20 protein-coding genes are annotated in these 25,192 nt (G+C 52.7%); 11 read left to right on the top strand and 9 right to left on the bottom strand.

The window, feature by feature from the left end:
• Nucleotides 1–88: 88 nt before the first annotated feature.
• Nucleotides 89–1,057: a thioredoxin-disulfide reductase gene (trxB, locus tag ACRCWW_RS03870; RefSeq protein WP_330984291.1), complete on the bottom strand. Its 969-nt coding sequence runs from the start codon at nucleotides 1,055–1,057 to the stop codon at nucleotides 89–91.
• 548 nt (nucleotides 1,058–1,605) lie between these two features.
• Here trxB and lrp point away from each other — a divergent pair.
• From lrp to ACRCWW_RS03825, 9 genes are all read left to right on the top strand, one after another.
• On the top strand, nucleotides 1,606–2,100 hold the full coding sequence (gene lrp / locus ACRCWW_RS03865; RefSeq protein ID WP_000228469.1) for a leucine-responsive transcriptional regulator Lrp: 495 nt from the start codon (nucleotides 1,606–1,608) through the stop codon (nucleotides 2,098–2,100).
• 120 nt (nucleotides 2,101–2,220) lie between these two features.
• Entirely contained in the window at nucleotides 2,221–6,081 is a 3,861-nt protein-coding gene (locus ACRCWW_RS03860; RefSeq protein ID WP_438681218.1) for a DNA translocase FtsK 4TM domain-containing protein, read from the top strand.
• Between the two features lie 129 nt (nucleotides 6,082–6,210).
• Entirely contained in the window at nucleotides 6,211–6,822 is a 612-nt protein-coding gene (gene lolA / locus ACRCWW_RS03855) for an outer membrane lipoprotein chaperone LolA (protein WP_438681217.1), read from the top strand.
• A 9-nt stretch (nucleotides 6,823–6,831) separates the two neighbouring features.
• Entirely contained in the window at nucleotides 6,832–8,175 is a 1,344-nt protein-coding gene (rarA, locus tag ACRCWW_RS03850) for a replication-associated recombination protein RarA (RefSeq protein WP_438681216.1), read from the top strand.
• 89 nt (nucleotides 8,176–8,264) lie between these two features.
• Nucleotides 8,265–9,557, top strand: coding sequence for a serine--tRNA ligase (gene serS, locus ACRCWW_RS03845; protein ID WP_438681215.1), 1,293 nt, complete (start codon nucleotides 8,265–8,267; stop codon nucleotides 9,555–9,557).
• A gap of 201 nt (nucleotides 9,558–9,758) precedes the next feature.
• Nucleotides 9,759–12,203, top strand: coding sequence for a dimethylsulfoxide reductase subunit A (gene dmsA, locus ACRCWW_RS03840; RefSeq protein ID WP_438681214.1), 2,445 nt, complete (start codon nucleotides 9,759–9,761; stop codon nucleotides 12,201–12,203).
• Nucleotides 12,204–12,213: 10 nt separating this feature from the next.
• Nucleotides 12,214–12,831, top strand: a complete 618-nt coding sequence (locus tag ACRCWW_RS03835) for a DMSO/selenate family reductase complex B subunit (protein ID WP_404656965.1) — start codon at nucleotides 12,214–12,216, stop codon at nucleotides 12,829–12,831.
• Nucleotide 12,832: 1 nt separating this feature from the next.
• Nucleotides 12,833–13,696 carry a dimethyl sulfoxide reductase anchor subunit family protein gene (locus ACRCWW_RS03830; RefSeq protein WP_438681213.1) on the top strand — a complete coding sequence of 288 codons (864 nt, stop codon included), beginning with the start codon at nucleotides 12,833–12,835 and terminating at the stop codon, nucleotides 13,694–13,696.
• A 274-nt stretch (nucleotides 13,697–13,970) separates the two neighbouring features.
• The gene (locus tag ACRCWW_RS03825) at nucleotides 13,971–15,119 is read left to right on the top strand and encodes an MFS transporter (protein WP_438681212.1); all 1,149 of its coding nucleotides are present in this window, start codon (nucleotides 13,971–13,973) and stop codon (nucleotides 15,117–15,119) included.
• Nucleotides 15,120–15,155: 36 nt separating this feature from the next.
• On the opposite strand, the gene ACRCWW_RS03820 is transcribed toward ACRCWW_RS03825, so the two are convergent.
• Genes ACRCWW_RS03820 through ACRCWW_RS03800 form a run of 5 tightly spaced genes read right to left on the bottom strand, consistent with a single transcriptional unit; the run spans nucleotide 15,156 to nucleotide 18,873 of the window.
• Complete coding sequence (locus ACRCWW_RS03820; protein WP_438681211.1) at nucleotides 15,156–15,587, bottom strand: PTS sugar transporter subunit IIA; 432 nt, start codon at nucleotides 15,585–15,587, stop codon at nucleotides 15,156–15,158.
• The gene (locus tag ACRCWW_RS03815; protein ID WP_438681303.1) at nucleotides 15,588–16,505 is read right to left on the bottom strand and encodes a transketolase family protein; all 918 of its coding nucleotides are present in this window, start codon (nucleotides 16,503–16,505) and stop codon (nucleotides 15,588–15,590) included.
• The gene (locus ACRCWW_RS03810) at nucleotides 16,505–17,302 is read right to left on the bottom strand and encodes a transketolase (protein WP_438681210.1); all 798 of its coding nucleotides are present in this window, start codon (nucleotides 17,300–17,302) and stop codon (nucleotides 16,505–16,507) included. Before ACRCWW_RS03810 ends, ACRCWW_RS03815 begins: the two co-directional genes overlap by 1 nt.
• A 12-nt stretch (nucleotides 17,303–17,314) precedes the next feature.
• Nucleotides 17,315–18,580 (bottom strand): PTS ascorbate transporter subunit IIC, encoded by a 1,266-nt coding sequence (locus ACRCWW_RS03805; RefSeq protein ID WP_438681209.1) that lies wholly within the window; start codon nucleotides 18,578–18,580, stop codon nucleotides 17,315–17,317.
• Between the two features lie 17 nt (nucleotides 18,581–18,597).
• Complete coding sequence (locus ACRCWW_RS03800; protein ID WP_438681208.1) at nucleotides 18,598–18,873, bottom strand: PTS sugar transporter subunit IIB; 276 nt, start codon at nucleotides 18,871–18,873, stop codon at nucleotides 18,598–18,600.
• A gap of 123 nt (nucleotides 18,874–18,996) precedes the next feature.
• Between ACRCWW_RS03800 and ACRCWW_RS03795 the strand changes: the two genes are divergently transcribed.
• Nucleotides 18,997–19,845 (top strand): MurR/RpiR family transcriptional regulator, encoded by an 849-nt coding sequence (locus ACRCWW_RS03795; RefSeq protein ID WP_438681302.1) that lies wholly within the window; start codon nucleotides 18,997–18,999, stop codon nucleotides 19,843–19,845.
• A 19-nt stretch (nucleotides 19,846–19,864) separates the two neighbouring features.
• Complete coding sequence (locus ACRCWW_RS03790; RefSeq protein WP_438681207.1) at nucleotides 19,865–20,737, top strand: LysR family transcriptional regulator; 873 nt, start codon at nucleotides 19,865–19,867, stop codon at nucleotides 20,735–20,737.
• Between the two features lie 36 nt (nucleotides 20,738–20,773).
• Here ACRCWW_RS03790 and pflA read toward each other — a convergent pair whose 3' ends face one another.
• The 3 genes from pflA to focA all read right to left on the bottom strand — a co-directional run bounded on the left by pflA (nucleotide 20,774) and on the right by focA (nucleotide 24,924).
• Nucleotides 20,774–21,514, bottom strand: a complete 741-nt coding sequence (gene pflA / locus ACRCWW_RS03785) for a pyruvate formate lyase 1-activating protein (protein WP_438681206.1) — start codon at nucleotides 21,512–21,514, stop codon at nucleotides 20,774–20,776.
• A gap of 218 nt (nucleotides 21,515–21,732) precedes the next feature.
• On the bottom strand, nucleotides 21,733–24,015 hold the full coding sequence (pflB, locus tag ACRCWW_RS03780) for a formate C-acetyltransferase (RefSeq protein WP_438681205.1): 2,283 nt from the start codon (nucleotides 24,013–24,015) through the stop codon (nucleotides 21,733–21,735).
• 51 nt (nucleotides 24,016–24,066) lie between these two features.
• The gene (gene focA, locus ACRCWW_RS03775; protein WP_438681204.1) at nucleotides 24,067–24,924 is read right to left on the bottom strand and encodes a formate transporter FocA; all 858 of its coding nucleotides are present in this window, start codon (nucleotides 24,922–24,924) and stop codon (nucleotides 24,067–24,069) included.
• Between the last annotated feature and the right edge of the window lie 268 nt (nucleotides 24,925–25,192).

Below are 25,192 nucleotides of genomic sequence, written 5' to 3'. Positions count from 1 at the left end.
TGATTTTGGGCACGGCAATGTTACAACGAGGAAAAAATAAAGGCGACTTATCGTCGCCTTATTTACCTTTGTTACTGACTTGTAAAGATTATTTAGCCTGATCGGCCAAACCGTCCAGATAGCGTTCAGCATCAAGGGCAGCCATACAGCCTGTTCCGGCAGAGGTAATAGCCTGACGATAGATGTGGTCCATCACGTCACCGGCTGCAAATACGCCAGGGATGCTGGTCTGGGTTGCATTACCATGAATACCCGACTGGACTTTGATATAGCCGTTTTCAAGTTCCAGCTGACCATCAAAAATGGCGGTATTAGGGCTATGGCCGATAGCAACGAACAGACCTGCTACTTCCAGCGATTCAATGTTATCGCTGTTTTCGGTATCACGCAGACGCAGGCCCGTCACACCCATCTGGTCACCCGTGACTTCTTCCAGCGTGCGATGCGTATGCAGCACGATATTGCCGCTTTCGACTTTGTCCATCAGGCGCTTAACCAGAATTTTTTCAGCGCGGAACGTGTCGCGACGGTGAATCAGATGCACTTCTGAGGCGATGTTCGCCAGATAGAGCGCTTCTTCTACTGCGGTATTCCCGCCGCCGATCACCGCGACTTTCTGATTACGGTAGAAGAAACCATCGCAGGTCGCACAAGCAGAAACGCCGCGGCCTTTGAACGCTTCTTCAGAAGGCAGACCGAGGTAACGTGCTGAAGCGCCAGTTGCAATGATCAGCGCATCGCAAGTGTACTCTCCGCTATCGCCCGTCAAGCGGAAAGGGCGGTTTTGCAGATCGACTTTATTGATGTGGTCGAACAGGATTTCTGTTTCGAACTTCACCGCATGCTCATGCATACGTTCCATCAGCAGCGGACCGGTCAGATCGTTCGGGTCACCTGGCCAGTTTTCCACTTCCGTGGTGGTGGTCAACTGACCGCCTTTTTCCAGCCCGGTAATCAGCACCGGGTGCAGGTTAGCGCGTGCAGCATAGACCGCAGCGGTATATCCCGCAGGTCCAGAACCAAGAATAAGCAGTTTACTGTGTTTGGCCGTGCCCATGAGATCCCCATAAATGTTGGCAGACAATGGGCGGGATTGTAGGGAATTTGCGGAAGTAATAAAAGCGTTCAGGAATTTTGTTAACGATATGTGTAATAGCATCCACCGATGGATTGATGAATTTATCAACAATGACCATAACTAAATCTACTGCCAATGGGGTGATTATAAGGAGATAACATGAGGATCAACCCCGGGCGATAATGAATATCTGGCATGTTGTACTAAAAATCGATGTTTTGCTTTGACAATCCCCTGTGCTTTTGCGAAAACAGGAAGGGAGAAAAAGCAGTGTTTGCAGTGTGGTGAATTTTCATGCACGCAAATGCCATTTTTAACCGGGTCAGCGTAATCAGCGCATGTTGTGGACAGACGCCATACGAGATAACGGTGACTGCCGCAAGGCAACGGCTTCTCAACACGTACCCATGGGTTATGCGTGACATCTGGTAACAGATTATCAACGCAGACGGCGGGGACAGGCTCTGAACAGTGAAGTGCACAGAGTCAAGACAGGAGTAGGGAAGGAATACAGAGAGACAATAATAATGGTAGATAGCAAGAAGCGCCCTGGCAAAGATCTCGACCGCATCGATCGTAACATTTTGAATGAATTGCAAAAGGATGGGCGAATTTCCAACGTTGAGCTTTCTAAACGTGTGGGACTTTCTCCGACACCTTGCCTTGAGCGTGTCCGTCGGCTGGAAAGACAAGGGTTTATTCAGGGCTACACTGCGCTGCTGAACCCGCATTATCTGGATGCATCGCTGCTGGTTTTTGTTGAGATAACTCTGAATCGTGGCGCCCCGGATGTGTTTGAACAATTTAACGCCGCTGTGCAAAAACTTGAAGAAATTCAAGAGTGTCATCTGGTTTCCGGTGACTTTGACTACCTGTTGAAGACCCGCGTGCCGGACATGTCTGCGTACCGTAAATTGTTAGGTGAAACCCTGCTGCGCCTGCCGGGCGTGAATGACACCCGTACCTACGTGGTCATGGAAGAAGTCAAGCAGAGTAATCGTCTGGTTATTAAGACGCGCTAATACGGAACAGGTGCAAAATCGGCGTAAGTTGATTACACTCCTGTTAATCCATACAGCAACAGTGCCGGGGAGACCCGGCGCTGTTGTCCGTTTTAGCATCAAGGACCTGGAGAGCCTTTCTTGAGCCAGGAATACACTGAAGACAAAGAAGTCACCATTAACAGATTAAGCAGCGGGCGCCGACTTCTCGAAGCGTTCCTGCTTCTGTGTTCCCTTTTCGCCATCTGGTTGATGGCTGCATTACTCAGCTTCAACCCCTCCGATCCCAGTTGGTCACAGACCGCCTGGCATGAGCCTATTCATAATCTGGGCGGTCAGCCTGGCGCGTGGCTTGCGGATACGCTGTTTTTCATTTTCGGCGTGATGGCTTACACCCTGCCGGTCATGATTATTGGTGGCTGCTGGTTTGCCTGGCGACACCGAGCCAGTGATGAATACGTCGACTACTTTGCGGTAGCGCTGCGTCTGATAGGCGTTCTGGCGATGATCCTCACCATGTGCGGGCTCGCGGCTATCAACGCAGACGATATCTGGTACTTTGCCTCCGGCGGCGTGATTGGCAGCCTGCTCAGCACTGCTCTGCAACCGATGCTACACAGCAGCGGCGGCACGCTTGCGCTTCTGTGCATCTGGGCTGCAGGGTTAACACTGTTTACCGGCTGGTCATGGGTCAGCATTGCCGAGAAAATTGGCAACTGGATCCTCAATGTTCTCACGTTCGCCAGCAATCGCACTCGCCGTGACGATACCTGGGTGGACGACGAAGAGTATGAAGACGAGTACGAAGATGAGCAGGATGACGCTCCGCGCAAAGAAGGGCGTCGGGCCCGAATTTTGCGTGGTGCTCTGGCCCGCCGCCAACGTATCGCTGAAAAATTCAGTAACCCGAGAGGCCGTCACACTGATGCTGCGTTGTTCTCGGGCAAACGCATGGATGATTCAGAAACTGAAGTTCAGTACACCGCGAACGGTCAGGCGGCCGATGCAGACGATGTTCTGTTCTCAGGTAATAGTGCTGCACGCCAGCCAGACGTTGATGATGTCCTGTTCTCAGGCAACAGCGCGGCTCGCCCGCAAGCCTGGGATGAAACCGATCCGTTACTGAATGGTCATTCCATCAATGAACCTGTTGCCGCCGCTGCCGCCGCAACGGCTGCTTCTCAGGCCTGGGCGGCACCCGTAGATCCTGTCATGCAAACCCCTTCAATACCTGGCGCAGGGGCAGAAATGACCGCATCGGGTGTTGAATGGCAAGCCGTACCTGCACCTCAGTTGCCCGAACCGGTTATTGCGCCTTCGCCAGATAACTGGCCACCGCAAGCGCCTGTAGCGAAACCAGAATACGTGCAGCCAGAGGCCTTCCGCCAGCAACCTTCCATCGAAGAACTGTGGCAGGAACCAGTGCCGCAACCTACTGCACCTGCGTGGCAGCAAGAAACACACTATCAAACCGAACAACCTCATTATCAGGCAGAGCAGCCACAGTATCAGACTGAGCCTGACTATGCGCCTGCGCCGGTTAATCATGTTCCGCCTGTGCAAGACATCGCGCCGGAACCGGAGGAAGAAGTCAAACCGCAGCGTCCTCCTCTCTATTACTTTGAAGAAGTGGAAGAGAAGCGTGCTCGTGAACGCGAGCAACTGGCGGCGTGGTATCAGCCAACGCCGGAACCCGCTGCAGCGAAACCGTCTGCTACTCCTGCGCCGACAATGCCTGTTGTGGATCCTGGCGCAGCAGTAGCCCCAGTAGCTGCCAGTGTGCACCAGGCAACTGGCGCGGCGGCGGCAGGTGTAGCCGCAGCGGCACCGTTGTTCAGTCTTGCCGATGGCCCGCGCACACAGGTGAAAGAGGGGATTGGTCCGCAACTGCCACGCCCTAACCGTGTTCGTGTGCCTACGCGCCGTGAACTGGCGTCAGCCTCATTCGGCATCAAACTGCCTTCACAACGCATGGCAGAAGAGCGTGCACGTGAACAAGAACGTCATCAGCATGACTCGGATGACCTGATGGGCGATGAAGAAGCAGCGTTGCAGCAGGAGCAGGACGAGCTGGCACGCCAGTTTGCGGCGACTCAGCAGCAGCGTTATGGCGAACAGTACGAAGAAAACAACGGCGCGGAAGAGGACGAAGAGAGTCTTGCTGAGGCAGAGCTGGCGCGTCAGTTTGCTGCACAACAGCAACAGCGTTATTCCGGTGAGCAGCCGCAAGGTGCGAACCCATTCTCTCCAGCAGATTTTGAATTCTCACCAATGAAAACGCTGGTTGATGAGACGCCCAAAGCCCCGCTGTTTACGCCGAGCGTGATGCCAGAGCAACAGCCTGTTCAGCATCAACCTGTGCAGCCGCAACAGCAGCATTATCAGCAACCGGCCCAGCATCAGGCTTATCAACAGCCGCAGCAGCCAGTGCCTCAGCAACCTGCTCCACAGCCGCAGGAAAGCCTGATTCACCCACTGCTGATGCGTAATGGCGACGATCGCCCGCTGCAAAAACCGACCACACCACTGCCGTCATTGGATCTTTTGACTCCACCGCCGACAGAAGTGGAACCGGTTGATACCTTTGCACTTGAGCAAACGGCTCGTCTGGTAGAAACACGCCTTGCCGACTTCCGTATCAAAGCGGATGTCGTCAACTATTCCCCTGGCCCAGTGATCACTCGTTTTGAGCTGAATCTGGCGCCAGGTGTAAAAGCAGCACGAATTTCTAACCTGTCACGCGACCTGGCTCGTTCACTTTCTACCGTTGCTGTGCGTGTGGTTGAAGTGATTCCTGGTAAGCCTTATGTGGGCCTGGAATTGCCGAACAAAAAACGCCAGACCGTGTATCTGCGTGAAGTGCTGGACTGCGCGAAATTCCGCGAAAGCCCATCGCCGCTGACCATCGTGCTCGGTAAAGACATCGCAGGAGAACCGGTTATTGCGGACTTGGCGAAAATGCCGCATCTGCTGGTTGCAGGTACCACCGGTTCCGGTAAGTCAGTCGGCGTGAACGCTATGATCCTAAGCATGCTGTATAAAGCGACGCCGGAAGACGTGCGCTTTATCATGATCGACCCGAAAATGCTGGAGCTGTCCGTTTATGAAGGTATCCCACATCTGCTGACAGAAGTGGTGACAGACATGAAGGATGCCGCCAACGCCTTGCGCTGGAGCGTCAATGAAATGGAACGTCGCTATAAGCTGATGTCTGCTCTTGGGGTGCGTAACCTTGCGGGCTACAACGAGAAGATTGCCCAGGCGGCACAAATGGGCCGTCCGATTCCAGACCCATACTGGAAGCCGGGTGACAGCATGGATGCAGTGCATCCAACCCTGGAAAGACTGCCGTATATTGTTGTGCTGGTCGATGAGTTTGCTGACCTGATGATGACAGTGGGCAAGAAGGTGGAAGAGCTGATTGCTCGCCTGGCGCAGAAAGCTCGTGCTGCAGGCATCCACCTGGTTCTGGCTACCCAGCGTCCTTCCGTTGATGTCATCACTGGGCTTATCAAAGCGAACATTCCAACCCGTATCGCGTTTACGGTATCCAGTAAAATTGACTCCCGTACCATTCTCGATCAGGGCGGGGCTGAGTCTCTGCTGGGGATGGGTGATATGCTTTATTCGGGGCCGAACTCAAGCGCAGCACCAACCCGTGTTCACGGCGCCTTTGTCCGCGATCAGGAAGTGCATGCGGTAGTTCAGGACTGGAAAGCGCGTGGTCGTCCTCAGTATGTCGATGGCATTACCTCAGACACTGAAAGCGAAGGTGGTGCTGCCGGAATGGACAGCGGTGAAGAACTTGATCCGTTATTCGATCAGGCGGTGAATTTCGTGACTGAAAAACGCAAAGCTTCTATTTCTGGCGTGCAGCGTCAATTCCGTATCGGGTATAACCGTGCGGCTCGTATTATCGAACAGATGGAAGCCCAAGGCATCGTCAGCGAAGCAGGGCACAACGGTAACCGTGAAGTGCTTGCACCGCCGCCGTTCGATTGATCGCCACGATTGAAAAGTTGCGTAAATAGCCAAAATTTAAGTATTTTCTCCTGTCCTGCTGTTGGCGAGAAGCCTACAGTGGGGGCAGAGAGACTCCCGCGTCGGGAGTGACGCATTTAAGGAATCAAGATGAAGAAAATTGCCATCACCTGTGCCCTACTGACCAGTTTTGTTGCAAGCAGCGTCTGGGCGGATGCGGCGAGCGATCTCAAAAGTCGTCTGGATAAAGTGAGCAGCTTCAATGCCAGCTTCACGCAAAAAGTCACCGATGGTAGCGGCAATGCCGTACAGGATGGTCAGGGCGACCTTTCTGTAAAACGCCCAAACCTCTTCAACTGGCACATGACTCAGCCGGATGAAAGTATCCTGGTGTCCGACGGTAAAACCTTGTGGTTCTACAACCCGTTTGTTGAGCAGGCTACCGCGACCTGGCTCAAAGATGCGACCAGCAATACTCCGTTTATGCTGATTGCCCGTAACCAGTCCAGCGACTGGCAACAGTACAATATCAAGCAGAATGGCGATGATTTCGTTCTGACCCCGAAAGGCAGCAACGGTAACCTGAAACAGTTCACCATCAACGTGAGCCGTGATGGCACTATCCATCAGTTCAGCGCCATCGAACAGGACGATCAGCGCAGTAGCTACCAGCTGAAATCCCAGCAAAACGGTGCTGTAGAGGCATCTAAATTTACCTTTACTCCGCCGAAGGGCGTAACTGTGGACGATCAGCGTAAATAAGAGGCGTGCGTGAGCAATCTGTCGCTCGATTTTTCTGATAATGCGTTTCAACCTCTGGCCGCCCGTATGCGGCCAGAAAATTTAGCGCAGTACATTGGCCAGCAGCATCTGTTGGCCCCAGGTAAACCTTTGCCACGAGCCATTGAAGCAGGTCATCTGCATTCAATGATCCTGTGGGGGCCGCCTGGAACAGGAAAAACGACGCTGGCAGAAGTGATTGCCCGCTATGCCGATGCTGATGTTGAGCGAATTTCCGCGGTAACATCAGGCGTCAAAGAGATTCGTGAAGCTATCGAACGCGCTCGCCAGAATCGCAACGCCGGACGGCGTACCATCCTGTTTGTTGACGAAGTTCACCGTTTCAATAAGAGCCAGCAGGATGCATTCCTTCCGCATATTGAAGACGGCACCATTACCTTTATCGGTGCGACCACTGAAAACCCTTCTTTCGAACTGAATTCGGCATTGCTATCGCGTGCTCGCGTTTATTTACTGAAATCGCTGACGGCTGAGGATATCGAAAAGGTATTGACGCAAGCGATGACGGATAAGGCGCGTGGCTATGGCGGCCAGGATATCGTGCTACCGGATGACACGCGAAAAGCGATTGCAGAACTGGTTAACGGTGATGCCCGCCGGGCGTTGAATACGCTGGAAATGATGGCGGATATGGCTGAGTTGGACGGCGCGAGTAAGCGAGTCCTGAAGCCTGAATTGCTGACAGAAATTGCCGGGGAACGCAGCGCTCGCTTTGATAATAAAGGCGACCGTTTTTACGATCTGATTTCAGCATTGCATAAATCGGTACGCGGTAGTTCACCCGATGCAGCACTTTACTGGTATGCACGCATTATCACTGCTGGCGGTGACCCACTTTATGTTGCTCGCCGCTGTCTGGCTATTGCTTCAGAAGATGTTGGCAATGCCGATCCCCGTGCAATGCAGGTTGCCCTCTCTGCGTGGGATTGTTTCACTCGCGTGGGGCCAGCAGAAGGGGAACGCGCGATTGCGCAGGCTATCGTCTATCTTGCCTGTGCGCCGAAAAGTAACGCTGTTTATACCGCCTTTAAAGCCGCAATGGCGGATGCACGCGAGCGTCCTGATTACGATGTGCCAGAGCATCTGCGTAATGCGCCGACCAAACTCATGAAAGAGATGGGCTATGGTCAGGAATATCGTTATGCGCATGACGAACCGAATGCGTACGCCGCCGGGGAAGTCTATTTTCCGCAAGAAATGTCGCAAACGCGCTATTATCAGCCAACCTCTCGCGGTCTTGAAGGCAAGATTGGTGAAAAGCTCGCCTGGCTTGCCGAACAGGATCAAAATAGCCCCACAAAACGCTACCGCTAAACAAGGCGTTGCGGTAAGGTTGTCACTGTATCTCTATGACCGCAGGCTGCGGTCTTTCCTAATTTCAATTCGATAAGCACAGGATAAGCATGCTCGATCCCAATCTGCTGCGTACCGAGCCAGACGCAGTCGCTGAAAAACTGGCACGCCGGGGCTTTAAGCTGGATGTAGATAAGCTGGTCGCTCTTGAAGAGCGTCGTAAAGTTCTGCAGGTAAACACTGAAAATCTGCAGGCCGAACGTAACTCGCGATCGAAATCCATTGGCCAGGCGAAAGCGCGCGGGGAAGATATCGAGCCGTTACGCCTGGAAGTGAACAAACTGGGTGAAGAGCTTGATGCCGCGAAAGCCGAGCTCGATGAGCTGCAGGCTGAAATTCGCAACATCGCGCTGACCCTGCCGAACATCCCTGATGACTGTGTGCCTGACGGTAAAGACGACAGCGAAAACCAGGAAGTCAGCCGCTGGGGTGAGCCGCGTAAATTCGATTTCGAAGTCCGTGATCACGTTACCCTTGGTGAAATGGCGAAAGGCCTGGATTTTGCCGCTGCGGTTAAGCTGACCGGTTCTCGCTTCGTGGTTATGCAAGGTCAAATCGCGCGCATGCACCGTGCCCTGAGCCAGTTCATGCTGGATTTGCATACTGAACAGCACGGCTACATGGAAAACTATGTCCCGTACCTGGTGAACCAGGACACGCTGTATGGCACAGGCCAACTGCCAAAATTTGGTGGCGATCTGTTCCACACTCGTCCGCTGGAAGAAGAAGCAGATGCCAGTAACTATGCGCTGATCCCAACGGCTGAAGTTCCGCTGACTAACCTCGTGCGTGACGTTATCCTGGATGAAGAATCGCTGCCGCTGAAAATGACCGCGCATACCCCATGCTTCCGTTCCGAAGCGGGTTCTTACGGTCGTGATACTCGCGGGCTGATCCGTATGCACCAGTTCGATAAAGTTGAGATGGTGCAGATTGTGCGTCCGGAAGATTCTATGGATGCACTGGAAGAAATGACCGGCCACGCGGAAAAAGTGCTGCAGTTGCTGGGTCTGCCATACCGTAAAGTGCTGCTGTGCAGCGGTGATATCGGTTTTGGCGCGCGTAAGACCTATGACCTTGAAGTCTGGTTACCCGCGCAGGACACCTACCGTGAAATCTCTTCTATTTCCAACTGCTGGGATTTCCAGGCTCGTCGTATGCAAGCGCGTTGCCGCAGTAAAGCAGACAAGAAAACCCGCCTGGTTCATACCCTGAACGGTTCTGGTCTGGCTGTTGGCCGTACCCTGGTCGCGGTGCTGGAAAACTATCAGCAAGCTGACGGCCGTATTGAAGTGCCGGAAGTGCTGCGTCCCTACATGAACGGTCTCGAGTTCATCGGTTAATCCCTCTGAAATTTCTTCCAAAAAGCGCCTTAGGGCGCTTTTTTTATGCCTGTCTTGATACTGAACAATAACCCTTCGGTTGAAAGCGGGGATACTCCTTCCGAATTATAAGCAGCATAAAACTCTAAAAAAGACTGATTTCGTTATATGCATGTCTATATAGCGAATGATTCATTTCAATGAGCAATGAAGTGAGTATCCATGAAAATTAAAGCCCCCGACGCTTTGCTGAGCGCAGAAGTCAGCCGCCGAGGTTTGATGAAGACCTCGGCGATAGGTGGGCTGGCCATGGCCAGCAGCGCCTTCACATTACCATTTACACGAATTGCTAATGCGGCTGAGGCTATCGCCCCCGCAGGTGTTGCAGAGAAAGTTATCTGGAGTGCCTGTACGGTCAACTGCGGTAGCCGTTGCCCGCTGCGTATGCACGTCGTGGACGGTGAAATAAAATACGTCGAAACGGACAACACCGGTGACGACAACTTCGATGGTTTGCACCAGGTTCGTGCCTGTTTACGTGGGCGTTCTATGCGTCGTCGCGTCTACAACCCGGATCGCCTGAAATACCCGATGAAGCGTGTAGGTAAGCGCGGGGAAGGTAAATTCGAGCGCATCAGCTGGGAAGAGGCGTATGACACCATTGCCAACAACATGCAGCGCCTGATTAAAGATTACGGCAACGAATCCATTTATCTGAACTATGGCACCGGCACCCTTGGTGGCACCATGACGCGTTCCTGGCCACCAGGAAAAACGCTGATTGCGCGCCTGATGAACTGCTGTGGCGGCTATCTGAACCATTATGGTGACTACTCTACCGCGCAGATTGCGATGGGTCTGAACTACACCTACGGCGGTTGGGCTGACGGTAACAGTCCGTCAGATATCGAAAACAGTAAGCTTGTGGTGCTGTTTGGTAACAACCCAGGCGAAACACGTATGAGCGGCGGTGGGGTAACTTACTACCTCGAGCAAGCACGTGAAAAATCCAATGCCAGAATGATCATCATCGATCCGCGCTACACCGACACTGGCGCTGGTCGTGAAGATGAGTGGATCCCCATTCGCCCGGGCACTGATGCAGCGCTGATCTCCGCGCTGGCGTGGGTGATGATTAACGAAAATCTCGTTGATCAGCCATTCCTCGATAAGTACTGCGTTGGCTACGATGAGAAAACCATGCCTGAGGGTGCGCCGGCCAACGGTCACTATAAAGCTTACATTCTGGGCCAGGGCAATGATGGTATTGCTAAAACGCCTGAGTGGGCTTCCGCGATCACCGGCATTCCCGTCACGCGTATTGTTCAGTTGGCTCGTGAAATCGGCACCGCCAAACCGGCCTTTATCAGCCAGGGTTGGGGTCCGCAGCGTCATGCGAACGGCGAACTGGTTTCCCGCGCGATTGCCATGCTCTCAATCCTCACCGGTAACGTTGGCATCAACGGCGGTAACTCAGGGGCTCGTGAAGGCTCCTACGATTTGCCGTTTGAACGTATGCCGACACTGGATAACCCGGTCCAGACCAGCATCTCCATGTTTATGTGGACAGATGCGATTGAACGCGGCACAGAAATGACCGCATTGCGTGATGGTGTGCAGGGCAAAGACAAACTTGATGTGCCGATTAAGATGGTCTGGAACTATGCGGGTAACTGCATTATCAACCAGCACTCGGATATCAATCGCACCCACGACATCCTGCAGGATGAAAAGAAGTGCGAGCTGATTGTAGTGGTGGATTGCCACATGACTTCCTCTGCGAAATACGCCGATATCATCCTGCCTGACTGCACGGCTTCCGAGCAGATGGACTTCGCGCTGGATGCCTCGTGCGGAAACATGTCGTACGTGATTTTTGCCGATCAAGCGATTAAACCGCGCTTCGAATGCAAAACCATCTATGAGATGACCACCGAACTGGCGAAACGCATGGGCGTAGAGCAGAAGTTCACAGAAGGTCGTACTCAGGAAGAGTGGATGCGTCATCTGTATGAGCAGTCCCGTAAGGCTATCCCGGAGCTCCCTTCCTTTGACGAATTCCGTCAGCAGGGCATGTTCAAGCAGCGTGATCCGGAAGGGCATCATGTGGCTTACAAAGCATTCCGTGAAAACCCGACGGCTAACCCATTAACCACGCCATCAGGGAAAATCGAGATTTACTCTGCTGAGTTGGCCAAAATTGCGGCTACCTGGGAGCTGGCACAGGGCGATGTTATCGATCCACTGCCTATCTACGATCCTGGTTTCGAAAACTATAACGACCCGTTGACCAAACAGTATCCGTTGCAGTTGACCGGTTTCCACTACAAGGCGCGTGCGCACTCCACCTACGGCAACGTTGATGTGCTCAAAGCTTCCTGCCGTCAGGAAATGTGGATTAACCCAATGGACGCAAAACAGCGTGGTATCAGCAATGGCGACCGCGTGAAAATTTTCAACGGCCGTGGCGAAGTACACATTGAAGCGAAAGTCACTCCGCGCATGATGCCGGGTGTGGTGGCGTTAGGTGAGGGTGCCTGGTATGCGCCGGATGCGAAAGGTATCGATCAAGCCGGTTGTATCAACGTGCTGACGACACAGCGTCCATCGCCATTAGCGAAGGGCAACCCGTCGCACACTAACCTCGTCCAGGTCGAAAAAGCGTAAGGAGTAACCGATGACCACTCAGTATGGATTTTTTATTGATTCCAGTCGCTGCACCGGTTGCAAAACCTGCGAGCTGGCTTGTAAAGACTACAAAAACCTGACGCCCGATGTCAGCTTCCGTCGTATTTACGAATATGCCGGTGGCGACTGGCAGGAAGACAACGGCACCTGGCATCAGAACGTATTTGCCTACTATCTCTCCATCGCCTGTAACCATTGCGAAGATCCGGCCTGTACTAAGGTCTGCCCGAGCGGCGCGATGCATAAGCGCGAAGATGGTTTCGTGGTGGTGAATGAAGATGTCTGCATTGGCTGCCGCTACTGTCATATGGCGTGCCCGTACGGTGCACCGCAGTATAACGAAGCCAAAGGTCACATGACCAAGTGCGACGGCTGTCATGACCGCGTTGCGGACGGCAAAAAGCCGATTTGCGTTGAGTCTTGCCCACTGCGTGCTCTGGACTTCGGCCCAATTGAAGAGCTGCGTAAAAAGCATGGTCAGTTAGCGGCGGTCGCGCCGTTGCCGTCTGCGCACTTCACCAAACCAAGTATCGTAATCAAACCAAACGCCAACAGCCGCCCGACGGGAGATACCACCGGCTACCTGGCAAACCCGAAGGAGGTTTAAGATGGGAAGTGGATGGCATGAATGGCCGCTGATGATCTTCACGGTCCTCGGGCAGTGCGTGGCTGGCGGTTTTATTGTTCTGGCGCTGGCGCTTATTAAAGGCGGGCTCTCTCGTGAGCAGCAGCGTCTGGTCGTACTGACGATGTTTGGTCTGTGGGTATTGATGGGAGTTGGCTTTATCGCTTCAATCCTGCACCTTGGCTCACCGCTGCGTGCGTTTAACTCTCTGAACCGCATTGGTGCGTCTTCTCTGAGTAATGAGATTGCCAGCGGTTCCGTGTTCTTTGCGGTGGGCGGTATCGGCTGGTTGCTTGCCGTTATCAACAAGCTTCCTCAGGCGCTGCGTAACGTCTGGCTGGTACTGACGATGGTGCTGGGCGTGGTGTTCGTGTGGATGATGGTACGCGTGTATAACACCATCGATACCGTACCAACCTGGTACAGCGTCTGGACGCCAATGAGCTTCTTCCTGACTCTCTTTATCGGTGGGCCGCTGCTGGGTTACCTGCTGCTGCGTGTTGCCGGGGTTGAAGGTTGGGCGATGCGTCTGCTCCCGGCTATCTCTCTGGCAGGGCTGTTGGTCAGCGCTATTGTGGTGGTGATGCAGGGCAGCGAGCTGGCGACGATCCACAGCTCGATTCAACAGGCTTCGGCTTTAGTACCCGCCTACGGCTCGTTGATGGCCTGGCGTCTGGTCATTCTCGCGCTGGCGCTGGTGTGCTGGATAGCGCCACAGGTGAAAGGGCGTTTGCCAGCGGTACCGCTGCTGAGCGTAGCCTTTATTCTTGTTGTGGTCGGTGAGCTGATTGGTCGCGGCGTGTTCTACGGTCTGCATATGACGGTGGGTATGGCTGTCGCCAGTTAACGCAAATTATTGTGCCGGGCTGCAACGGCCCGGTGCAATAAAAATGCTTTCTTTCCATGAAATTTTTCAACTGAAAATAAGCCGCTGTTTTTCTCCTTTCTTAATAAAAACAATGGAATAATTTAAAAATAAATTCCATTGCCGCTGCGCTGAATAAAAAACTTCAATTGTTCATCTGAAAGCCGCATCAGCACTGGCTTCGCGCCGATTGACTTTGCTGCAAAGGGTGGCATGATGCGCTCGAATTCTGATCATCCTCACGGTTTTTTTACTCATGTCCACGTATTCCCGCCCAGTGCTTTTATTGCTCTGTGGCTTACTTTTGCTGACTCTGGCTATCGCGGTGCTTAATACGCTGGTGCCACTGTGGCTGGCTCACGATCATCTGCCCACCTGGCAAGTCGGAATGGTCAGTTCGTCCTATTTCACGGGCAACCTGGTTGGCACGTTACTTTGTGGACGCTTAATTAAGCGCTTTGGCTTCAATCGCAGCTATTACGCAGCATCATTGCTCTTTGCTCTGGGGTGCGTAGGGCTTGGCTTCAGCATCGGTTTTGTCAGCTGGATGAGCTGGCGATTCCTGGCCGGTATCGGCTGCGCCATGATTTGGGTGGTGGTGGAAAGTGCGCTGATGTGTAGCGGCACGTCCCGCAATCGTGGGCGTCTGCTGGCGGCTTACATGATGGTCTATTACGTGGGCACCGTGCTGGGGCAATTGATGGTCAGCAAATTGCCAACGGATTTAATGAGCGTCCTGCCGTGGGTCACTGGCATGGTGCTGGCGGCGATCCTGCCACTGTTGTTTACCCGCATCATGAACAATCAAAGCGAGCATGAGGCCCCAACGCAAGTTTGGCCGATGCTGAAGCTTCGACAGGCTCGTTTAGGCGTGAATGGCTGCATTGTATCCGGTATTGCTCTGGGCTCATTGTACGGCCTGATGCCGCTGTGGCTGAACCATCAGGGTTACAGTGATTCCGGCATTGGCTTCTGGATGGCGGTGATGGTGAGTGCAGGGATTGTGGGGCAGTGGCCGATTGGCCGCCTGGCCGATCGTTATGGCCGTTTGCTGGTACTTCGGGTGCAAGTGTTCGTGGTCATTCTGGGTAGCCTTGCAATGCTGAGCGGTGCGACAATGGCGCCTACTTTGTTTATCCTTGGTGCCGCAGGTTTTACTCTTTATCCGGTAGCGATGGCCTGGGCGTGTGAGAAAGTCGAGCATCACCAGCTGGTCGCGATGAACCAGGCCCTGCTGTTGAGTTATACCATTGGCAGCCTGTTAGGCCCGACGTTCACCTCGATGCTGATGCAAAACTTCTCTGATAATCTGCTGTTCGTGATGATTGCCAGCGTCGCCTTCATCTATCTGCTGATGCTGTTGCGTAAAGCCGGGCATCACCCGACGCCAGTGGCACACGCCTGAGGCATCTCCGGCCTGAGTCGTCAGGCCGGAATCTCCCTAATGAATTGCGTGAAGTAAGGCTTGTTCGTTGTTGACGGCCAGCAGTTTCTCCAGACGTTGCTCCTCATCCAGCCACTGTGTCAGCTGCTGGATTTTCGCCAGATGATCGGCCCCGTTGCCTGCCGCCAGCAAGATAAGCAAGCCTACCGCATCATGGCCTTCGAACATCACGTTCCCGCGAATGCGCAGCAGCGACAGATGCGTTTCGTGGCTTAACACACCTTCTTCAGGCCGAGCGTGCGGCATGGCAAATCCCGGCGTGAGGATGTACCAGGGGCCATTTTCTTCTGTTGATGCAATGATAGCCTGCGCATACGCCTGACTAATCAGACCCTGCTTCTCCAGGGGCTGGCAGGCCAGACGCACAGCCTGTTTCCAGCTCGGACAGGTCTCCACAAACTGCACGGCACTAAAGGCAAATGATGTCATTCAGGCCTCGCTTACCGCTTTGAACAACGCTTCTCCGCTGATGCCATATTTTGCCTTCAACTGCCGACTGTTACCGGATTCCGTGAAGGTGTCCCTGGTGCCCAGCCGGAGAAGCTTTGCGCCGAGCCCGGCTTCGGCAATGGCCTCGGCAATCTGTCCTCCCAGCCCGCCGTTAATGGTGTGATTCTCAAGCGTTGCGATAAGCGGGCACTCGCTGACGAGCTGTACAAAAGCCTCGCGGTTGAAAGGCTTGAGGCAGGCAACATGGACAAGTTTGCCGTGTCGACCGCTGGCCTCCAGCTGCTCAAAACCTTCGCAGGCCTGTTCCAGCACGGTGCCTTCGTAAAAAATGGCAAACTCATTGCCGTTGTCGCGAACGGCGGCGATATCCGTGACCCGGGGAACCAGGGATTTGTCCCTGACAGGCATCGGTTCTCGGGCGACACGGATATACACAGGCCCTTTGATGTTGGCTGCTTGTTCGAAGGCTGCTTCCACCTCTTCGGCATCCGCCGGTGTAAGAATGGTAATACCCGGCAATACGCGGGTTAACGCCAAATCTTCCAGGGCATGATGCGATGCACCATCGGGGCCGTCGTCCATGCCAGGATGACTACCGACCAGTTTGATGTTCGCTTTGGCGTAACAGGCCTGGCGTAGTTGTGTCCAGGCCGTGCCAGTGACGAACATCGCGAAATTGACGTAAAAAGCGATATTGCCTTCCAGTGCCTGTCCGACGGCAAAGCTCATAGCTGAGCCTTCAGCGATACCCATCTCAAAGAAGGATCCTGGAAATTCGGCCTGAAACTGATCGGTTCTGGTTGAGCTTGCCAGATCGCTGTCGATAACCACGACGGGATAGCCTTGGTTTTTGAGGCTTATCAGCGCATGGCCGATTTCATCACGCGGAGCTTTCATCATTGCAGTTCCTCCATCGCCTGCTGGTACTGTTCTGTGGTCGGGGTTTTGGAATGCCAGTCGCCGTTGTTCTCCATGTAGCTGACACCGCACCCTTTGGTGGTATGGGCCACAATCGCGACAGGTTTACCTTTAAGGTGACGAGAAAGCATCAGCGTGTCTGCAACCTGGTGCATATCGTTACCGTTGTGAAGTTCAAGCACGTGCCAGCCAAAGCAACGAATTTTGTCTGCCAGCGGCTCAAGGTTAATCACACTATTGACCGGGTCATGGGAGGAGAAGCCGTTGTAATCGATAATCGCCACCAGATTGTCCATTTTCATATGACCTGCCTGTTGCAGAGATTCCCAGATTTGCCCTTCATGCATTTCACCATCGCCAAGAATGGCAAAGACGCGATGCGGATCCCCCGCGAGCTTTTTCGCCGCTGCCATGCCCAGCGCGACAGATAACCCTTGTCCAAGCAGGCCGGTTGTCGCATCGACTTCTGGCAGCGACTTGATGCTGGGATGGCCTTGCAGGCGCGAATCAATCTGTCGAAAAGTCTTGAATTCCTCGCGCCTGATTTTCCCCAACTGATACAACAGCGCATATTGCGCCGCAATGGCATGGCCTTTGCTCATCACCACTCGTGCACGGGGAGCGGTATTGAGATCGATTTCACGGTGATAAAGCCAGGTCAGGATCTCCACGATGGAGAGCGCACCGCCCGGATGCCCGATACCCGATTCATAAATCATGCTGACGATATCGCGTCGTGCCGCCAGCGCATGCTCTTTAAGTTGATCGATAGTCATAGCCACTCCTGATTACGGCAGCATTTTGCCGATGTAGTACACAACGAGGCCGAGGGCGACAAAGTCTGTTTCCGGGAAGCTGGTGCCTGAGAGGCCTACAGACTCCATGATGGGGTAGATAAGCGCCGGGCCAATGCCGATTAAAACTCCTGTTACAAAACTGCCCGCAATGGCACCTTTCCAGCCGCCAGAGGCGTTACCGAACACCGCCGCGGTGGCACCAATAAAGAAGTAGGGGATAGCCACAGGGATAATTACCGTCTGGCCAATCATCGCCAGTACACCCATCACCACCAGGCCGCCAATAAAAGACGAGATGAATCCAAGCACAGTAGCCGTTGGGGCATAAGGAAAGACCACCGGGCAATCGAGAGCCGGTTTGGCGTTTGGAATGAAGCGTTCTGAGATACCGAGAAATGCCGGGACAATTTCTGAGAGCAGCAAACGCACGCCGGTAATGATGATGTAGAGTGATGCTGTAAATGTCAGAGACTGGAACAGCGGATACACCAGCCAGTGCATGCCGCCGGCCGCCGCAGTCACGGCTGTTTTACCTGCAGCGAGCGCCGCAATGTAATAGAAGATGCTGACCGAAATCGAGACTGAGACAATGTAGTCTTTGAAGATCCCAAGCCAGCCGGGAAGGTTCAGCTTTTCCGTTGAATCCTTAGGGTTGCCCACCTTCGAGCCAATCCAACCGGATGCCGCATAGGCAAGCGTCACATAATGCCCCATCGCAATCTCATCATTGCCGGTTATCTTGCGCATCCAGGGCTGAGCAATCGCCGGATAGATACAGGCCGCTAGCCCCAGGAGGATTGACCCGGTAATGATGGTAACCACGTCGCTGTAGCCAAGGGCTTTTAAGGTGACGGTCAGCAGGGCAGAGAGATAGAGATTATGTTGCCCGGTCAGGAAGATATACTTAAACGGGGTAATACGGGCAAACAACAAGTTCCAGCCAAATCCGATGACCATGATAAGCGAGACACACATGGCAAATTTAGTTTGTGCCAGGCCGGTCAATGCTTCGGCCAGCGGCATGACCCCTTTTAGCCCAAATCCCTGACTGAATAACGTCTGGAAGTTGCCAAGTGAAGTCACCGCGAGCCCGACACCACCGGCAAAAACCAGAAAGCCGACAATGGTTTTAAACGTACCGGAGAGTACTTTTTCGATTGGCTTGCGTTGAATCAGTAGGCCTATAAGCGCAATAAAACCAACTAAAAGTGGGGTTACACCGAGAATGTCGAATACAATAAACCTGAGGAGTTCCATATTTTCTCCTTGGGGAATTAGTGTGGTTGAACGACGCTTGTCAGCGCGGCTTCCATTTCATCACTGTTCATCAGATCGGTGATGCCGATGGCGTTAAACCCTGCGGCTTCGATCTCGTCAGTCAGGTCACGCATGGTCAGAACAAAATCGATGTCTCGCCAGGTGTTGAGCCCGGAGAGGACGTCATGCTCAAGCTCAATGTCCCAACCGTGTTTATCGATAATCTTTTGGGCTTTGATTTTCAGCATCAGCGAGCTGCCCATGCCGGTACGACAGACGATAAGACCTTTCATAGAGTGTTCTCCTGCGTTGTGAAAATAATTATTTTTGTTTAATTGAGTTTGGAAAATAATTATTATCTTTGCAGAGTGAATAATGATGTGACGTTGCTTGCATTTTGTGCAAAAAGGCTAAAAATGAGTTATTCTGATGTTAACTTGCTGATAAACATAAGAAACGGTTCTTCCAGTCTCAGCCCGATACTGGAACGGGTAGGCCATTTCATTACAGAAAATCCCGATTATGTGATGCGACATACCATCTCAGAACTGGCGGATTCTATTGAAACCAGCGAAGGCAGTATTACGCGGTTTTGCCGTGCGTTTGGGTTTAAGGGCTTTTCAGATTTCCGCACTGCGCTGGCGATGGAGCAGGGTGCAGCACGTCCAGATGATGGTAGCCAGGAGGAAATATCAGCGGTGATGTCCAGTATTCGCGACAGCAACGCCATTATTGACAGCAAAGAGCTACAGAGCGCGGCAGCCTGGCTCAATCAATTGGATCAGGTTGCGTTGTATGCTGTTGGTACCGCAGTGCCAGTAGCCTTGTTTTTACAGATGAACCTGCTGCGTATGGGTAAAGCGGCCAGCTTTGTCGATCGCTTTTATCCGGCCACGGCACCTCTGTACAGTACCGAGCAGAAAACGGGCATTATCGTGGTGCATACCGAGCAGGCCTCAGCCGATCTTTTGCAAATGCTGGCGCAGGCAAAGCATCAGGGAGTCGACATTTTGTCGATTACGCGCGGGACATTTACCCCGCTGGCCCGCCTTTCCAACCGAAATCTTCAGGCCGCGGTTGCCCTGAAAGGAGAAGGTGAGTTTGGCTTTGCCGAAGTGGCTGGATCAATGATGGTTGCTGATCGGCTGTTGCTCGCGCTGGAAGAGCAGGATGAACGTTACGCAGCCTGCCGTAAATCACAGCAAAAAAGCATTTTCTCTATCGAGAGCGTGGCAAATAAGCTGTCTGAATACTTTATGTCATAAGGGAGGACGAGAATTAACAATGGAGTTGTTGCGTTTTACCCTTGCCCAGATAGAAGCTTTCGCCTGTGTTTGCGAGAGTGGCACGCTGACAAAGGCGGCTAAGAGGCTTAACAAGGACCGTACAACGGTCAGCGAGCTGCTGGAATATCTGGAGCTCGATCTGGGCTACAAACTGTTTGATCGTGCCACACGTCCTTTAACCCAGACGCCGCAGGGACAGTTACTTTACCGGCAGGCCAGACTCTTTTTGCATGAGGCAGAAGCCTTTTCTCGCGTCGCAAAGCAAATCCCTGACAACATCAAAACCCAGCTCACGCTGTGTTATGACTTGTTCACGCCCAGAGCGCTATTACTGCGTCTTGCCAATCAGCTAGAAGCACAACAAATTCAGCTCAGTATGATTGCCTGCGAGCGTGCCCAGGCCGAACGCTGGCTTGATGAAGGAAGTGCAGATATCGGCCTTTTTCAGGCCATCAACCGTTCTGTAAACGATCATCTTCACTGGCGGGCGGTGAGCAGTGTCTCGTTGGCTGTTTATGCCAAAAAAGGCTACTTCCCAAAACAACCTGTTCCCTTGCTGCATCTGGCTTCGCAACCTCAGCTTATGCCGTTTCGCGATCTTTCACCTTCGCTGGCAGGGCGGTTACAGATAGCGGATCGGCTCATTAACGTGAATGAAATCGCGTTACTGAAAGGTTTGCTTCAACAGGGAAGCGGTTGGGCTTTCTTGCCTGAGCATTTTGCCGCAGAGCGACTCAGTGGTGTAGAGCGAGTAGACACTGAAATGGGCGCAAAAGGATTGACGCACCCGCTGGTGGCGCTATGGAAGCCGGGAATGATCGGTGCGCCGGTACTGGCGTTGCTTCTGAATGCGATGGAGGAAGAGGGGTGAAAACAGCCTCCTGAGAGGCTGTATACCGCAGGGAAGTTAGTACATCACTTTATGACCATACTGCTCCAGAATGCCTTTCACGCGCTCCATGGTCTCTTTCTTCGGCGGGTGCACGCCATCGAGTTTGTACTCTTCGCCCATCGCCACCCATTTGTGTTTACCCAGCTCGTGGTAGGGCAGGAGTTCGATTTTCTCGACGTTACCCATATCGCGGGTAAATTCGCCAAGACGGTGTGCGGAGTCGTCGTCGTCAGACCAGCCCGGCACGACCACGTAGCGGATCCAGACGTTAATATTTTTGTTCGCCAGGTAGCGGCAGAATTCCAGAGTACGGTGATTCGACACGCCGACAAGATTCTGGTGAATTTCGTCATTCATCTGCTTGAGGTCGAGCATCACCAGGTCAGTCACTTCCAGCAGTTCGTCAATCACCGGGTCATAGCGACGGACAAAACCGTTGGTATCCAGACAGGTGTGAATGCCTTCTTTGCGGCAGGCGCGGAACCAGTCGCGGACAAATTCAGCCTGAAGGATGGCCTCACCGCCAGATGCCGTGACGCCGCCACCGGACGCATTCATAAAGTGGCGATAGGTCACCACCTCTTTCATCAGTTCTTCGACAGTGACCTCTTTGCCGCCGTGAGTGTCCCAGGTATCGCGGTTATGGCAGTAAAGGCAGCGCATCAGGCAGCCCTGGAAGAAGGTAATAAAGCGGATACCCGGGCCATCGACGGTGCCACAGGATTCAAAGGAGTGGATGCGACCAATTGCAGACATTGCGGTGTTTTCTCCAGATACGGCCCATCCGGGGCCAGTGTATGCACAGCTCAAAACCGGCTGTGTTAAGTCTGTTTTGACAGAAACCCAATACCCGATAGTCGAAGTATAGATGGCTGGCAAAGCAGGCTAGGGTTGGAGAGGAGTTGTTAAAAAGGCCCCACTTGCGTGGAGCCTTTATTGTACGCTTTTTACAACGTGTTTTCAGTCAAAACCACTTACATGGTCTGAGTGAAGGTACGAGTGATAACGTCCTGCTGCTGTTCTTTCGTCAGGGAGTTAAAACGTACTGCGTAACCAGAAACGCGGATGGTCAGCTGCGGATATTTTTCCGGATGTTCCATCGCATCGAGCAGCATTTCACGGTTCATGACGTTGACGTTCAGGTGCTGACCGCCTTCGATAGTTGCTTCGTGGTGGAAGTAACCATCCATCAGACCTGCCAGGTTGGTTTTACGCACTTCGTCGTCTTTACCCAGTGCATTCGGAACGATAGAGAAGGTGTAAGAGATACCATCTTTAGCGTAAGCGAACGGCAGTTTAGCAACGGAAGTCAGAGAGGCAACAGCACCTTTCTGGTCACGACCGTGCATTGGGTTAGCACCTGGGCCGAATGGCGCGCCAGCACGACGACCGTCTGGGGTGTTACCGGTTTTCTTACCATAAACCACGTTAGAGGTAATGGTCAGAACAGACTGAGTCGGGATAGCGTTGCGGTAGGTAGTGAGTTTCTGAATTTTCTTCATGAAACGTTCTACCAGGTCAACTGCCATGTCATCTACGCGAGAATCGTTGTTACCAAACTGCGGGTATTCGCCTTCGATTTCGAAGTCAACAGCCAGACCGTCTTCGTCACGAATCGGTTTCACTTTCGCATATTTGATTGCAGACAGGGAGTCAGCAGCAACAGACAGACCTGCGATACCACATGCCATGGTGCGAACCACGTCACGGTCATGCAGCGCCATCAGAGAGGCTTCGTAGCTGTACTTGTCGTGCATGTAGTGAATCACGTTCAGTGCAGTGACGTACTGTTTAGCCAGCCAGTCCATGAAGTGATCCATACGATCCATGACTTCGTCAAAGTTCAGTACGTCACCTTTGATTGGTTCAGACTTAGGACCAACCTGCATTTTCAGTTTTTCATCAACGCCGCCGTTGATAGCGTACAGCATGGTTTTCGCGAGGTTTGCACGAGCACCGAAGAACTGCATTTGCTTACCAACAACCATTGGGCTTACGCAGCAAGCGATAGCGTAGTCGTCGTTGTTGAAGTCCGGACGCATCAGGTCATCGTTCTCATACTGCAGAGAAGAGGTATCGATAGACACTTTAGCGGCGAATTTCTTGAAGTTCAGAGGCAGTTTTTCAGACCACAGAACGGTGATGTTAGGCTCCGGAGAAGGACCCATGGTGTACAGGGTGTTCAGGAAGCGGAAGCTGCTTTTAGAGACCAGAGTACGGCCGTCAACACCCATACCACCGATGGATTCGGTTGCCCAGATTGGGTCACCGGAGAACAGCTCATCGTATTCTGGGGTACGCAGGAAGCGAACCATACGCAGTTTCATGACCAGGTGGTCAATCATTTCCTGAGCGTCTTGCTCGGTGATTTTGCCTGCTTTCAGGTCACGTTCGATGTACGCATCCAGGAAGGTGGATACGCGACCGAAGGACATTGCTGCACCGTTCTGAGATTTAACAGCGGCCAGGTAGCCGAAGTAAGTCCACTGAATGGCTTCCTGAGCGTTAGTCGCTGGGCCAGAGATATCACAGCCGTATTTTGCTGCCATTTCTTTGATTTGACCCAGAGCACGATACTGCTCGGAGATTTCTTCACGCAGACGGATAGTCGCTTCCAGGTTTACGCCGTTTTCCAGGTCAGACTGCAGGGAAACGAACTGGGCGTATTTGTCTTTCATCAGGAAGTCGATACCGTACAGCGCAACGCGACGGTAGTCACCGATGATACGACCACGGCCGTAAGCATCTGGCAGACCAGTCAGAACACCGGATTTACGGCAGTTCAGAATGTCTTTGGTGTAAACATCGAAAACGCCCTGGTTGTGGGTTTTACGATATTCAGTGAAGATTTTTTTCAGCATTGGGTCCAGCTCGCGATCGTACGCTTTGCAGGAACCCTCAACCATTTTGATACCACCGAACGGGATGATCGCACGTTTCAGTGGTTTTTCAGTTTGCAGACCAACGATTTTCTCGAGCGCTTTGTTGATGTAGCCAGCGTCGTGAGAAGTGATGGTAGAAGCAACGGAAGTGTCGAAATCAACTGGCGCGTGAGTGCGGTTTTCCAGTTTTACGCCTTCCATGACGTTATCCCACAGGGTGGTGGTCGCGTCAGTAGCACCAGCCAGGAAGGATTCATCGCCTTCGTACGGGGTGTAGTTTTTCTGGATGAAGTCACGGACGTTGACTTCTTTCTGCCAGTCACCTTTGGCAAAACCTTCCCAGGCTGTGGCTAACTTTTCATTAAGTTCGGACATGTAACACCTACCTTCTTAAGTGGATTTCTTATTTACTGCCTGAAACAACCCTTAGTGCTGATCGTTGCCACGCAGGTAAATGACCCAGTACGTCAACCCAACCAGCAGACCACCGCCAATAATGTTCCCGATCGTGACCGGAATCAGGTTATCAGTGATGAAGTTCATGACAGTCAGGTGAGAGAAATTGTCCGGAGAAGACCCAACAGCGGTCCAGAATTCCGGGCTGGCGAAGTTGCGAACCACGATACCCATTGGGATCATAAACATGTTCGCAATGCTGTGTTCGAAGCCGCTGGCGACGAACATCGCGACAGGCAGAACCATGATCATGGCTTTATCCATCAGGCTGCGGCCAGAGTAGCTCATCCACACAGCGAGACAGACCATCAGGTTTGCCAGGATACCGAGGCAGACGGCCTCAATAAACGTATGATGCATTTTGTGGTCAGCGGTTTGCAGGACGTTGAGTCCCCAGCCACCGTTGGCGGTCATATATTCGCCCGAAAGCCACATCAGCAAAACAAAGAGCAGGCAGCCTACCAGGTTGCCAACATAGACGTTGAACCAGTTCTTCGCCAGTTGAAGCCAGGTGATTTTGCCACTTGCTTTTGCGACCACGATAAGCACCGTGGAGGTGAAAAGGTCTGCGCCGCAAATCACACACAGGATAAGGCCTAGTGAGAAGCAGATACCGCCAATCAGCTTGGCAATACCAAACGGCATTCCCGCAGTGCCGGTCGTGGACGTGATGTAGAAGACGAAGGCAATGGAGATGAAGACACCCGCAGTAATCGCCAGGAAAAAGGTTTTAAGCGGTTGTTTCGTTGCTTTATAGACACCCGCTTCTTCGGCCACTTTGGCCATCTCAGCTGGGAGTAAAAGATCAAAAGGGTTGTCAGCTTTCACACTAACTCTCTCTTTATTAAGTCGGCGACGAGATACTAACAAAGCATTATAGAAGAGAAATTGATATAGATCATATCTCGCCTGGCTTATAGGCCCGCAGAACGCGTGGTTTTTCAACGAATGCGGCGTAACTTTCTGATTATCAAAATAAAAATAAATTTTAAAAATTGCAAATAGAGTTGAATTTTTTCAGCAACCCCCTTTTTAACGGTTAATTAAAATGGAGTAATATGCATTAAAATTAACATTGCGGGTAAGCTACTAATAA

Origin of the sequence: Scandinavium sp. (assembly GCF_051650185.1) — a bacterium.
GTDB lineage: Bacteria > Pseudomonadota > Gammaproteobacteria > Enterobacterales > Enterobacteriaceae > Scandinavium.
This window is presented reverse-complemented; position numbering and strand designations above follow the sequence as displayed.